Origin of the sequence: Ancylobacter sp. 3268, from assembly GCF_031456575.1 — a bacterium.
Lineage (GTDB): Bacteria > Pseudomonadota > Alphaproteobacteria > Rhizobiales > Xanthobacteraceae > Ancylobacter.
In genome coordinates this window covers 117,024-130,796 of record NZ_JAVDUX010000013.1, presented here as the reverse complement: position 1 = coordinate 130,796, position 13,773 = coordinate 117,024, and the positions used below count along the sequence as shown (strand labels likewise).

Below are 13,773 nucleotides of genomic sequence, written 5' to 3'. Positions count from 1 at the left end.
ATCATGCTCGGCTACGCCTGGCGAGGCGCAGGCTCACTGGATGCCGAGGAAGAAGGTGTAGGACAGCGAGACGCCAGCCTGGAACTGGTTGCGGTCGCCGTTCTGCACCACAAGCGGGCTGTCGGCGGCATCGCCGGTCAGATACTCGTATTCGGCGAAGATCGAGCCGGTCCAGTTGGGGTTGAAGCGTTTCATGACCTGGCCGCCGACGCCCACCGAATAGACGCCGCCGCCAGCCTGATAGGGAGCGAGATCGTTGCCCAGCGAGATCGCCGTGGCCGACTGTTCCGGGGTGATGCCGAAATAGGTGTCGACGAAGCCGGAACTCGCCATCTTCAGGCGCGGACCGCCGGAGACGGTGAGGCCGCCCCAGTAATCGGCGAAATGGATGGCATCGAGCGCGAAATCCGCCACCACGCCCTCATAGCCGCCAAAGCCGTAGCGCACCTCGGTGCGGAAGCGCAGCCAGTCGAGCGGATAGAATTGCAGGTAGCCGCCGACCTCGAAGGCGTAATCGATGTCGCCGAGGCCGCGCAGGTCGGACGAATCACCCTCGTCGCGCTTCCACACCATGTTGGCCACCGGGCCAAGCTCGAAGGTGCCGACATTGAACAGCGCAATGCTCGGGCTGTCGTTGAAGCTGCTGAAGCGGCTCAGCTCATTGGCGCGGTCGATGCTGATGATCGGCATGAAGCCGACCTCGTAGTTGCCCGAGCCCAGATATTCGGGCTGGCCCGTGACATAACCGCCCAGCGTCAGCGTCCACTGCCGATCGGTCGGCGTCTCCGTCTGGATGGTCACCGGCTGGACGGCCGACATGTCGGCAGCCTGCGCCAGCGTCGCGAATCCCAGCACACTCGCCGCGACTGCCAGTCCCGTTACACCGATCGACCGCATCTACCCAACCCTATGCCCGCGTTACCGCTCGTTCATAGACCAGCCTAGCCGAACTTTGGTTGCGGAAAAGTCACTTAACGGAAGTCGTTTGTCACAATATCGCATCGGCGGGCAATCGACCGTGCCACGCCTATATAGGTCTGTGTCATTCCTCTGGTTCGAGTTCACGCCATGCTGCGCCTCATGCTGTTCCGCCACGCCAAATCCGACTGGCCCGCCGGTGTGGCCGATCGCGAGCGCCCGCTCGCGCCGCGCGGCCGCAAGGCGGCGCCGGTCATGGGCACCTACATGGTGCGCTCGGGCCTCACCCCGTCCCAGGTGCTGGTCTCGCCGGCCCGCCGCACGCTGGAAACCTGGGCTGCCGCGTGCGATTCCTGGGCCTCGCCGCCGCCCACCACCTATGAGGAGGCGATCTACGAGGCGGCGCCCGAGATGCTGCTCGACGTCATTCGCCGGCGCGGCACCGATTCCCCGCTCATGCTGGTCGGCCACAACCCGGGCCTCGAATCGCTCACCGCGCGCCTGGTGGCAGCGGCCGACCGCGCGCGGCTGCCGGTGAAATTCCCCACCGGCGGGCTGGCGGTGATCGATCTGCCGGCGAAAGGCTGGGCCGAGGTCGGCCCCGGCACCGGCACGCTGGAGCGCTTCGTCACGCCGCGCAGCCTCGAAGCCGAGGAGGATTGAGGCTTTGCCGTCCTGGTACGAATCGCTGGTGGAGGAGGCCCGGCTCGCCGCCTTCACCCTGCTCGACCGCGCCGAGGAACTCACCAATCCGACGCTGCGCCTGGGCATCACCGGCCTGTCGCGTGCCGGCAAGACGGTGTTCACCACCGCCCTCGTCCACGCGCTGATGCGCGGTGAGCGGATGCCGGTGTTCCGCGCTATGCATGAGGGCCGCATCGCCCGCGCCAATCTGGAGCCGCAACCCGACGACGCGGTGCCGCGCTTCGACTATGAAGGCCACCTCGCCACATTGGTGGATGAGCGCCGCTGGCCGGAATCCACCCGCCGCATCAGCGAGCTGCGCCTCGCCATCGACTATGCGCCCGCCCGCGGCGGCCGGCGCAGCCTCACCCTCGATATCGTCGATTATCCCGGCGAGTGGCTGCTCGATCTGCCGCTGCTCCACCAGTCCTATGCCGATTTTGCCGCGCAGAGCCTGTCGCTCGCCCGCGCCCCGGCTCGTGCTGCGCTCGCCGCCCCCTTCCTCGCCGGACTCGCGACCGCCCCGCCGGAAGTCCCGGCCGACGAGGCTCAGGCGCGCCAGTTGGCGGCGCTGTTCACCGATTATCTCGCCGCCTGCCGCGCCGAGGCGGTGTCGATGAGCCTGCTGCCGCCCGGCCGCTTCCTGATGCCCGGCGATCTCGAAGGCTCGCCCGCCCTCACCTTCGCCCCGCTCGACCTGCCCCCGGCCACCGAGGCTGCTCCCGGCTCGCTGCACGCCATGATGGAGCGGCGCTTCGAGGCCTATAAGGAGCGCATCGTCCGCCCCTTCTTCCGCGATCATTTCGCCCGGCTCGACCGGCAGATCGTGCTGATCGACGTGCTGGCCGCGCTCAATGCCGGCCCGGCGGCGCTGGCCGATCTGGAGGCCGCGCTCGACGGCATCCTCGCCGCCTTCCGCACCGGCCGCGATTCGTGGCTCACCGCGTTGTTCCGCCACCGCATCGATAAAGTGCTGTTCGCCGCCACCAAGGCGGATCATCTCCATCACGCCAGCCACGACCGGCTGGAAGCGATCCTGCGCCGCCTCGTCGAACGCGCGCTGGCCCGCACCGAAGGCACCGGCGCCGAGATCGACGTGGTGGCCCTCGCCGCGGTCCGCGCCACGCGCGAGGCCAGCGTCAAGCGCGGCCGCACCGCGCTGCCCGCCATCATAGGTGTGCCGGAAGCCGGCCAGCACGGCGCCGATGCCTTTGACGGCCTCGCCGAGGCCGCCGTCTTCCCGGGCGACCTGCCGGAAAACCCCGCCGCGCTGTTCGATCCCAGTCTCGGCTTTCGCGGGCTGGCCGACGCCGAGGGCGGCGATTTCCGCTTCCTGCGCTTCCGGCCACCGCTGGTGACGCGTAATGCCGAGGGACGCTCCCTCGCCCTGCCGCATATCCGGCTCGACCGCGCCCTCGACTTCCTGCTCGGCGACCGGCTGAGGTGATCATGAGCGACAAGAGCCCCCGCCGCCCGCAAGCCTTCCGCCTCGACGACCCGGATGTCGTACTCGCCGAGGACGGCCGCGCCGCCCCGCGCGGCGCCATCGTCGTCACCCCCAGCCTCGCCCTGCCGGAACCGGACGAGACGCAGCCGCTGCCGGCCCCGCCGCCGAGCGCCTCGCGCTGGAGCACGCTGTTCTGGACCGGCCTTGGCGGCCTCGTCTCGCTCGGGCTCGGCCTTGCCGTCTCCAAGCTGATCGAAGACCTGTTCGCCCGCGCCGACTGGCTCGGCTACACCGGCCTCGGCTTTGCGGCGCTGTTCGTCGCCGGCGCCCTCGCCCTGCTGGGGCGCGAGGTGTTCGGCCTGATGCGCCTGCGAACGCTCAACGCACTGCGCGAGCAGGCGGCGGAGGCCATCGCCAAGGACGACCGCAGACAGGCCGAAGCGGTGACCCACGAACTCATGGCGCTCGCCAAGACCTCCCCTCGCCTGTTTCGTGCCCGCACCGAGCTTGCCGGTCATCTCGACGCCATCATCGACGGCGCCGATCTGGTGCGCCTGACCGAGCGCCATCTGATGGCGCCGCTGGATGCCGAGGCGACGCGGCTGGTGTCGGATGCCGCCAAGCGCGTATCGGTGGTCACCGCCGTCTCGCCGCGGGCGGCCGTGGATCTCATCTTCGTGCTGCTGACCGCGGTCGGCCTCGTGCGCCGGCTGTCGCTGCTCTATGGCGGGCGCCCCGGCACGCTCGGCATGATCCGGCTATTCCGGCAGGTGGTTGCCCATCTCGCCGTCACCGGGGGCATGGCGGCCGGCGATTCCATCCTGCAGCAGTTGGTCGGCCACGGCATCGCCGCCAAGCTGTCGGCGCGGCTGGGCGAAGGGGTGGTGAACGGCCTGCTCACCGCGCGTCTCGGCCTTGCCGCCATCGAGGTGACGCGCCCGCTGCCCTTCGCCGCCCTGCCGGCGCCGGCGCTTTCCGACGTCGCCTCCGGGCTCATCGCACGAAACGCTAAGGAAGGCGAAAAAGACGAGCCGAAACAAGGCTGAGCCCGCGGCAGCTGAATCGGATCGCGAGCCATTCCGCTGGCGTGCCCCGCCTCAAGGCGGCCCATGCGCGCCACCAAAATTCGTGGAAATCCAGCGGGATCGCACGGCGAGCGGAATCACTTCCTCAGCCCGCCGCGCCGCACGATGCCGTCCATCGCCCATGCCTGGATCAGGAAGGGAGCGGATGAATCCGGCTGTGAAGCGGATGAATCACCGCATGCGGAACTGCGGATAAGCCGCTGAAACGACTCACATCTCCCGGCACGGCCGGTGAGTTTCAGCCGCCGGCGAGGACGTCAGGCTCCCGGCGCGCCTCATCACCACCGCCGATCCGTTTACGGCCGGGCGGGCAATGCGCGGCGCATTTCGGCGACGATGCGGGACCCTCAGCCCTGATGGGCGGGCGTGCGCACCACGAGACCGTCCAACGCCTCGGTGATCTTGATCTGGCAGGAGAGCCGCGAGTTCGGCTGAACGTCGGACGCGAAGTCGAGCATGTCCTCTTCCATCGGTCCCGGCTCGCCGACGGTGGCAACCCAGGTATCGTCGACATAGACATGGCAGGTAGCGCAGGCGCAGGCACCGCCGCATTCGGCGTCGATTCCCGGCACGCCGTTGCGGATCGCGGCCTCCATCACCGTGGAGCCGACAGGCGCATCCACCGCCCGCTCGGTGCCGGCGGCGTCGATAAAGGTAATCTTCGGCATGGCTGACCGTTCGTGGAAAAAGAACAAATTCAGGTTAGGGTGACTTGATAGACTCGCTCGCCGGCGAAAGCCAGCCGTCCCGACCCTAGCCCTCCGTAGGGCTGCCGCGACGCAATGCTTTGAAAACAAGGCGTTAACAGGCATGGTGAACAGCCCGTTAACGATAACCACAATCAGCCGATCAACCCCAGTTCCATTTTCTTGTCCCACAAGCGTAGGATACGGGTGCGGTGAACTGCCGTTCCGACAAGGCTTTCCGGCGATTTGCCGGTCCAGCGCATGACGTGCGCCGGAAAACCCTGAAGGGAAGGCGGGGACCGCATACCCCGGCACGGCGGCGCGAGCCGTTCGGAGTTGCGTAAGGACCGGAGGCGACCGCCTATGTCGACGAGCACGAAAAAGGTGCATCAGGATCCCGCCGAAGCGGCGCTTTCGGCGATCGAGGAGGCCCTGAGCCTTGACCTCGCCGAGGAAGAGGTGCGCGCCCAACGGGCAGATCCTCCGCACGTGACATCGGGCGCCGAGGAAGCGGATGAAGCACGGCAGGAGGCCGGCGAGGCCGGTGCCCTCCCCGAGGCCGAGGCTGCCGACCTGCTGCCGGCCCGCGATCCCGAGGGTCCGCGGATCGAGGTGCGCTCGCGCGACGATTTCGACACAGAGATGGACTTCGACGCCGATGGCTCGCCCACGCGCGATGTCGAGCTCGGCGATTTCGACGCCACGCTGTCGGAGGCCGACGACGAGCCGGTGGCCAACCGCCTCGGCCCGCCACCAATCCTCGATATTCCGCGCCCGGAATTCGCCGAGCCGGCGCCCGCCCCCCGCGCCGCGGGCCGCAACGAGCTGTCCCCGGGCGCCGCGGCCGGTCCGCGTGCCGCCAATGACGACCGCCAGTCCATCGGCCAGCTGCTGGCGGCGCTGCAGCGCCGTCCGTCCGCCGCGCCCTATTATCTCGCCAGCGGGGTCTCGGTGGCCTGGATCGCGGCGGGCAGCGCGCTGGCGGCCACCGCGTTCCGCGGCACCGGCTTTGACGTCTCGCAGATGTTGACCTCGCCGGCCGCACTCGCCGTGGCGGCGGGCCTCATCGTCCCGCCGGCCTTCTTCTTCACCCTGGCGGCGATGTCGCGCCGGATGCAGGAGATGCGCATCGTCGCCCAGTCCATGGCGCAGGTCGCCATGCGCCTCGCCGAGCCGGCGGCGGTGCCGGCCGCCGCCGTCGAGGCCGCCCCGCCCACCCGCCTCCAGTCCGCCGTGCCGGCGGTCGACGAGGAGATCCATCGCAATCTCAGCCGCGCCAGCGAGCTGGAAATGCTGGTACGCTCCGAAGTCTCCGAGCTCGAGCGCGCCTATGAGGTGAACGAGACGCGCATGCGCCAGCTCATCGAGCGGCTGCAGGGCGAGCGCGAGATGGTGCTGTCGCATGCGGAACACGTCCGCGAAGCGATCGCCGCGGCGCATTTCTCCTTCACCCATGAGGTGGACGGCGTCAGCGAGCGCATCAACTCCACCGTTTCCGAGGCGGCCGACCGTGTCACCGCCACGCTGTCGGACAAGGGCGAGCACATCACCCTGGCGCTTGGCCGCGTCGGCGATACCATCATCGACGCGCTGTCCGACAAGGGCGGCGACCTGATCAACCGCCTGCAATCGACCGGCGCCGACGTCAACACCAACCTGTCCAGCGCCAGCGACAAGCTGATTTCCACTCTCGGCAGCCAGTCCGAGGAGATCACCACACGCCTGTCCGGCATTACCGGCGAGCTCGCCACCACCCTGGCGAGCCGCACCGACGAGATCGGCGACCGGCTGATGCGCACCGCCAGCGAGCTCTCCGACGTGGTGACCAGCCGCACCGACGAACTCGGCGCCAAGCTGACCGCCGCGACGCTGAATTTGACGGAAACGCTGAGCAGTCGCTCCAGCGACATCACCGATGCGCTGGTCGCCACCGGCACCCGCCTCGCCGACGAGATCGCGGTGCGGGCGGGCGAGGTGAACCAGACGCTGAAGAGCACTGGCGACGGGCTGGTGCTCGACCTGTCGGTGCGCGGTGGCGAGGTGGTGCGCAAGCTGGAAGAGACCGGCGCGCGTGTTGCCGACACCATCACCGTGCGCGGCGACGACCTCGCCGACCGCATCGCCGACACCAGCAATCGCATCTACGAAACCATCGAGGGCCGCGGCGGCGATCTCGAGCGGCTGCTGGGTGAGACCGGCGAGCGCGTCGTTCACCAGATCACCCTGGCCAGCGCCGGCGTGCACGACACGCTTGCGGCGTCGGCGGAGCAGTTCGGCCAGGATCTCGCGCAGCGCGGCGGCGCGATGAGCGAGCAGCTCCTGGCAGTCGGCAACGGGGTGGCCCAGACCATCGCCCAGCGTAGCCAGCGCGCCGACCAGCAGTTCCGCGAGAGCGTGGAGACGGCCACCTCCTCCCTCGCCTCGCGCAGCGACGCGGTGCGCGAGTTGCTCACCACCCGCATCAAGGCGATCGAGGAGACCCTCTCGGTGCGCGGCAACGAGCTTGCCGACCGCATCGGCTCCGACACCGCCCTGCTCGGCCGCCAGATCACCGATGGTCTGCGCGATTTCGATACCGTTCTGCAGACCCATGGCTCCGACATCGTCGAGCGCATCACCGAGCGGGTCGAGACCATCTCCCGCGCGATGGACGTCAATCTTACCGGCTTCGACGACCAGGTCTCGGCCAAGACCGAGCAGGTCACCGCCGCGTTGGACCAGCGCCTCGCCAATATCGAGGGCGTGCTCGACCGTGGGCTCGAAGGCCTCAACGACACGCTGTCCGGCCGCACCGTCGAATTCGCCAAGACCCTGACGGAAGGCGCCCAGCTCGCCACCGAGGCGATGGACAAGTCGCTCGGCACGCTCGACAGCTTCTTTGCCGACCGCGCCCGCCAGGTCACGGAGTCGCTCACCGAGCGCATGGATCAGGCCGCCCGCACCCTCGCCGATGGCGCGCAGTCGGCCAATGACGCCATGAGCCAGTCGCTGGCGATGCTGGACGGCTTCTTCGAGGATCGCGCCCGCGGCGTGACCGAGGAGATCGGGCAGCGCATCGAGTTCGCCGACCGCACGCTCGCCGACCGCTCGCGCGACATCGCCGAAGTGCTGGACGCCCGGGTCAACCGCTTCGAGGAAACCGTCGTCGGGCGGCTGGAAAGCGTCGCCACCTCGGTGGAAGTGCGCGGCGCCGCCATGGCCGATCTGCTCGGCCAGCGCGTCGGCGCCGTCGCCGGCCAGCTGCGTGGCGAGGCGAACGACATCGAGCAGAACCTCACCGTCCTCATCGATAATGTCAGCCGCACCCTGGCCGACCGCGCGGGTGACGTCGCCTCGCTGTTCGACGCGCGTACCGAGGAGATCGGCCGGCTGTTCGACGAGCGCGGCAATGGCCTGCTCGCGGCGCTGGAGGATCGCAGCGTCGGCATCACCAGCGAGATCGGCCGCAGCTCGACCGAGATGCTCGCCGCCCTCGACGATCACCGCGACACGCTGGTGCAGGCGATCGACCGCACCCGCACCGGTGCGATGGAAGACATCCAGCGGGCCAGCGAAGAGCTGCTGCACACGCTGGAATCGCGTTCCGGCGTCATCGTCTCCGCCTTCGAGGCGACCACCAGCGAGCGCTCCGAGCAGCTGATGCGCGTCAGCGACGAGGTGCTGAGCGCCGTCGAAGCCCGCACCGTCGGCCTTCTCGATGCCTTCCAGCGCTCCACGGCCGGTGCCGCCGGCGACATGGCGCGGGTCGGCGACGATCTGATCTCCAACCTGCGGAGCCAGAGCGGCGAGGTTGTCGCCGCCATGCAGCAGGCCGGCGGCCAGCTCACCGAGGAACTCAGCCGCAACTCTGCCGCCCTGGTCAGCGACATTGACGGCCGCAGCGCCCAGCTGGTCGAGGTGTTGCGCCAGTCGAGCGACGTCACCTCTGCCGAATTCCTGCGGCTCACCGAGCAGTTCGTTCGCGAGCTCGACGAGCGCGGTGGCACCATCGTCGAGACCGCCCGCCAGACGGCCGAATTCGCCGCCGCCGAGCTCGCTCGCGTCAGCGAGGACTTCGCGGTTTCGCTCGATGGTCGCGGCGACGCCATGGTTGGCGCCGCTCGCCAGACCGCGGAAGCGGCCACCGCCGAGCTCGCCCGTGTCAGCGAGGAGTTCGTCGCCTCCCTCGACGGTCGCGGCGAAGCCATGGTCGGCGCCGCCCGCCAGACCGCTGAAGCCGCAACCGCCGAGCTCGCCCGCGTCAGCGACGAGTTCGTCGCCTCCCTTGACGGCCGTGGCGAAGCCATGGTCCAGGTGGCCCGCCAGACCGCCGAAGCCGCCGCTGTGGAACTTGCCCGCCTCAGCGACGAGCTGGTGCAGGCGCTCGACGGGCGCAGCGAGTCCATCGTCGATGCCGCCCGCCAGACCACCGATTACGCCGCCGCCGAACTGGCCCGTGTCAGCGAGGCCTTCCTCGGCTCGATCGATGGCCGCGGCGAGGCGATTGTCGGCGCCGCCCGCCAGACCACCGAATATGCCGCCGCCGAGCTGGCGCGCATCGGTGACGAGCTGACCGGCACCCTGGACGGGCGCGGCAACGCCATCGTCGACGCCGCCCGCCAGGCGGCCGAGTTCGCCTCATCCGAACTGGTGCGCATCGGCGAGGAATTGGCCGGCACCCTCGACGGACGTGGCAATGCCATCGTCGATGCCGCCCGCCTAACCGCGGAAACTGCTGCCGCCGAACTGGCGCGCATCAGCGAGCAGCTGGTGAGCGACCTCGACGGTCGCGGCGGCGCCATCGTCGACGCCGCCCGTCAGACCGCCGACTTCGCGTCCTCCGAGCTGGCCCGCCTCAGCGAGGAGATCACCGCCACCCTCGATGGACGCGGCACCAGCATCGTCGACGCGATCGCCGAGAGCGGCCGCGCCGCGGTGGCCGAGATCGCCCTCACCAATGAATCGCTGCGCGGGGATGTCGTCGGCCTGCTGGAGCGGCTCGGCGACGTCAACGTCCAGCTGCAGGACGTTCTCGCCGGCTCCACGGCCAATCTGGCGGAAATCGAAAACTCGATCTCCGCGCGGCTTGACAGCTTCCGCTCCACCGTCGCCAGCATCGAGGAGACGAGCCAGCTCGCCTCCGGCCGCCTGGACGAACAGATTCGCGAGCTGCGTTCGGTTTCGACCGATGTGCTGCAGGATGTCTCGACGCTCACCCGCAGCTTCAGCGAACAGGCCGGCCTCATCACCGATGTTGCCACCGCCCTCGGCTCGGCCCACGAGAATCTCGACGAGACGCTCGGCGGCCGCCACGAGGCGCTGCTGACCCTCGCCGACACGTTGAAGGCCCGCACCGGCGAGATCGACGGCAGGCTCGCCGACTATGCCCGCGCGCTCGACGACACCTTCGCCCGGGCCGAGACCCGCGCTGCCGAGCTGGCGCGCAGCATTGTCGAGAGCGCCAGCTCTTCGGCCGATGCCGTCGTCACCCAGCAGGAAAAGCTGCGCCAGTCGGTCGAGAGCGAGCGTGAGCGCACTATCGCCGATCTCCACCGCACCTATGAGCAGGCGGTGGACGAGGTGAGCGCCCTGATGGCCAAGGCCCAGGAGAGCTTCACCGGCACCGCCGACGAGCTGCGCCGGTCCGCCAACGACATCCAGGGCCTGCTGGAGAGCACCCGCGACGAGCTGAAGCGCGGCATTCTCGTGCTGCCGGAAGAGACCGAGGCCAGCGCCGCAGCGTTGCGCCGTACGGTCAGCGACCAGATCAAGGCGCTGGCCGAGCTCAACGACATCGTCGCCCGCCATGGCCGGGCGCTCGATATCGACACCGGCGCGCGCAACCGTCAGACCGCCCCTGCGCCGGCCCCTGCCCCCGCCCCCGCCCCCACGCGGGCGGCCGAGCCCGCTCGTCGCGCCGAGGCCCCGCGTCCGGCAATGCCGGCGCGCACCGAAGCCCCCCGCTACGAGCCCGCCCCCCGCCCCTCGACTCCGGCCCCCTCGACTCCGGCTTCCGCGGCGCGGCCCCAGGCGGCTCCCCCCCTGCCGGTCCGCCGGCCGGCACCGACCCCGCCGCCCGCGGCACCGGATGCCCAGAGCGGCTGGCTGTCCGAATTGCTGGCCCGCGCCGACACGGAGGCCGCCGCTCCCGCGCCCCGTACGGCGCGCACGCCGACGCCCGCTCGTCCGGCCGAACCCCGGCCGCCGGTCAATGAGCGCCCGGTGCAGCACACCATCGAATCGCTGGATTCGCTTTCGGTCGATATCGCCCGGATGATCGACCACGAAGCGGCGGTGGAGCTGTGGGAGCGCTACAAGCGCGGCGAGCGCAATGTTTTCACCCGCCGGCTCTACACCATGCAGGGTCAGCAGACCTTCGAGGAGATCCGCCGCAAATATCGCCGCGACCTCGAATTCCGCGACACGGTGGATCGCTACATCCTGGAATTCGAGCGGCTGCTCGAGCAGATCTCGCGCGACGAGCGCGGCCAGGCGCTGACCAACACCTATCTCACCTCGGACACCGGCAAGGTCTATACGCTCCTCGCCCACGCCGCCGGTCGCTTCGACTGAGCGGAAGATCCATCGCGCTACAGGACGGGCGCCCGCGTGGCGCCCGTTCCGTTTTCAGAGGTGCGGAGACAGCGAGGGCGGCAGCGCCCCGCCGGCAGCGGTTCCGCCAGCCCGGAAGGTGAGAACCGGCAGTCCCAAGCCTGAGCTCGACCAAGCCGTCATTGGCTCTCACGGGGCCACGCATCCGGCGCTCGCCGGACGCCTCCCAGCCGGCGACGCCCCTCACCTCAGGGTCACGACCTGTCCGCAATGAGGCGGGCGGAGAAGGCAAGCTCCCGCCGCCTGCCATGGGCGCAGGCGCGCCGTTCTGTCGGACGCAGCGAGGGCAAAGCCGCCAGCCGAAAGGCACAGAGCCGCAGCACCAGCGGCGCCGGGCCGGATGGGCCGCGGCCATCGGGGACACGCCGAGGAAAATGCAGGAACATTCAAGCGATGGGTCGCCGCGCGTGCAGCCGCGCCACGCCGCCGGCCAGCCCCGCCAACCTGCACGCCAACCAGGCCGCCCGGACCTGCCGCGTGCTCGGCGCCCGGATCACGTCGCGGATCTGCTCCGCCTCGGCAGCCGCCCGGCGGACCGTCGGATTTCTCCCGGCCGTTCAGGATCGTGCTTGTCGATGGGCGCCCGTCGGGGACGACGCCGTCGCGGAACTCCCGTGAGCCAAATATCGCCCGGGCGAGTCGCAGCGCCTCGGCCCGCCGGCTCAGCGCCGGGCCGAGGCCCAGGTCACCAGCTCGGTGAGCACCTGATTGGATGCCTCGTCCAGCGCCCGCGTCGCTTCCGGCCCGCTGGTGCCGGCCGCCGCCGCCCGGCCGGTGAACACCCGCGCCGCCACGATGCGCCCGCTGGTGCCGGCGACGATGCGGGCGGAAATCTCCACCACCGCCTCGGTGCCGTCATGGGTCCGCAACCCGAAGGTGCGGATGTCGGTGAGCAGCTGATAATCGGCCACCACCCCGTCGCCGGCCCGCGTCACCCACCGCCCGCCGGTGCCGTTCTCGAAGGTCTCGATCAGCCGGGCCTGCAGCAGCGCCGGCAGCCGGTCGCTCCACTGGGCATCGCCGAGATAGGTGATCTGGCCCGGACGCGGTTCGACGACGATCTGCTGGGTGTCGAGCACCTGCAGCGCCGCCGGCGTGCTCACCGACAGCACGCCCGGCATGCTGCGCGGCGCCGTGAAGCCGGCCGGCGCCGAAAGATCGAAAGTAGGTATCGGCTTGCTGCCGAGCAGGGAGGCACAACCACCCAGCGACATCGACATCGCCAGCGCTACCGCGGCGCGGCGCAGCCGACGCCGTCCGTCCAGAACTCCCACGCGCAGGCCCCCACCCGTTTTAAATTCACGCCCAGCCATCATTACCGTCCAGTGTAGCTGGGAACCGACGACCCGCCAAAGATGAACTGGCGCGGGTTGCGTTCGAGATTGCGGAAAACCCGCTCGATCTCGGCCAGGGTGCGACGGCCGTCGGCGGCCAGCGCCTCGTATTGCCGCAGGCCGGGTCCGGTGAACTGGTTGAGGTTCTTCGTCAGTTCGGCGGTGCGCACGTCGAGATTGGCCGCCAGCTTCCGCACTTCGGCGGCAGCAGAGGAAATCTCGTTGAACATACCCTTGCCTTCCTCGCTGGTGGTCAGTGCGTTGACGTTGTCGAGAATGCTGTCGACCTTGTCCGACATGGTGCCGAGCCGCGAGGTGAAGCCGCTGATGTCGTTCACCGTCGACCGCACCTTTTCCGGGTCCACCGCCTGCACCGTCTTGTCGAGATTGGCCGCCAGCTGATCGATCCGCCGCGCCGCCGCGCCGACATCGGCAATAACGCCGTTGATGTTGTCGGCATTGTTGCCGAGCACGGTGGTGAACTTGTCGACATTGTCGATCACCGAGCCGATCTTGCCCTCGTTCTCACGCAGGAGGTCATCGACGCGACGCACCACATCGTCGACCCGGCCCATGATCTGCTTGGCCCCCTGCACGAGATCCTGCACCGCCCCGGCATCCGCCTCGATGCGCGGCAACTGGCCCTCCGCCGGGGGCTGCAGCGGCTCGGCGGATGCCAGGCCACCGACCAGTCCCACCGAGGCGAGGCCGGTCAGCACCTGGGCGTTGAGCTCGGCGCGGGTGTCCGATTTCACCGGCGTCGACGGCTGCACGGCGATGGTCGCCACCACCCGGCGCGGGTCGAGCGCATCGAGCCGCAACCCGGTCACCTCGCCGACGGGTATGCCGTTGAAGGTGACGGCCGAGCCGGTCTGCAAGCCGCTCACCGGGCCGTTGAACACCACGTCGTAGAGGGCGCGCGGCCCGCGCGAGGCCGAGCCGTTGAACCACCACACGAAGGCGAAGCCCGCGGCAACCACCAGGAGGGTAAACAGGCCGATGATTGTATAATTGGCACGCGTTTCCAT

Annotated in this window: 8 protein-coding genes; 4 read left to right on the top strand and 4 right to left on the bottom strand. The window is 69.5% G+C overall.

Annotated features, from left to right (window positions below; genetic code table 11):
• Positions 1 to 33: 33 nt before the first annotated feature.
• Positions 34 to 897, bottom strand: a complete 864-nt coding sequence (locus tag J2X65_RS18615; RefSeq protein ID WP_310203955.1) for a MipA/OmpV family protein — start codon at positions 895 to 897, stop codon at positions 34 to 36.
• Between the two features lie 171 nt (positions 898 to 1,068).
• Between J2X65_RS18615 and J2X65_RS18610 the strand changes: the two genes are divergently transcribed.
• From J2X65_RS18610 to J2X65_RS18600, 3 genes are read left to right on the top strand one after another with little or no spacing between them, the layout of a single operon-like run.
• Positions 1,069 to 1,581 carry a histidine phosphatase family protein gene (locus J2X65_RS18610; RefSeq protein WP_310203952.1) on the top strand — a complete coding sequence of 171 codons (513 nt, stop codon included), beginning with the start codon at positions 1,069 to 1,071 and terminating at the stop codon, positions 1,579 to 1,581.
• Between the two features lie 4 nt (positions 1,582 to 1,585).
• Positions 1,586 to 3,049, top strand: a complete 1,464-nt coding sequence (locus J2X65_RS18605; RefSeq protein WP_310203949.1) for a YcjX family protein — start codon at positions 1,586 to 1,588, stop codon at positions 3,047 to 3,049.
• A gap of 2 nt (positions 3,050 to 3,051) precedes the next feature.
• Positions 3,052 to 4,095: a TIGR01620 family protein gene (locus tag J2X65_RS18600; protein WP_310203947.1), complete on the top strand. Its 1,044-nt coding sequence runs from the start codon at positions 3,052 to 3,054 to the stop codon at positions 4,093 to 4,095.
• Positions 4,096 to 4,481: 386 nt separating this feature from the next.
• Here J2X65_RS18600 and J2X65_RS18595 read toward each other — a convergent pair whose 3' ends face one another.
• The gene (locus J2X65_RS18595) at positions 4,482 to 4,802 is read right to left on the bottom strand and encodes a 2Fe-2S iron-sulfur cluster-binding protein (RefSeq protein ID WP_310203944.1); all 321 of its coding nucleotides are present in this window, start codon (positions 4,800 to 4,802) and stop codon (positions 4,482 to 4,484) included.
• A 381-nt stretch (positions 4,803 to 5,183) separates the two neighbouring features.
• Between J2X65_RS18595 and J2X65_RS18590 the strand changes: the two genes are divergently transcribed.
• Complete coding sequence (locus J2X65_RS18590; protein ID WP_310203942.1) at positions 5,184 to 11,372, top strand: apolipoprotein acyltransferase; 6,189 nt, start codon at positions 5,184 to 5,186, stop codon at positions 11,370 to 11,372.
• 701 nt (positions 11,373 to 12,073) lie between these two features.
• Here the strand turns inward: J2X65_RS18590 and J2X65_RS18585 are convergent.
• Positions 12,074 to 12,685: an ABC-type transport auxiliary lipoprotein family protein gene (locus tag J2X65_RS18585; protein WP_310203940.1), complete on the bottom strand. Its 612-nt coding sequence runs from the start codon at positions 12,683 to 12,685 to the stop codon at positions 12,074 to 12,076.
• Positions 12,686 to 12,726: 41 nt separating this feature from the next.
• Positions 12,727 to 13,773: an MlaD family protein gene (locus J2X65_RS18580; RefSeq protein WP_310203938.1), complete on the bottom strand. Its 1,047-nt coding sequence runs from the start codon at positions 13,771 to 13,773 to the stop codon at positions 12,727 to 12,729.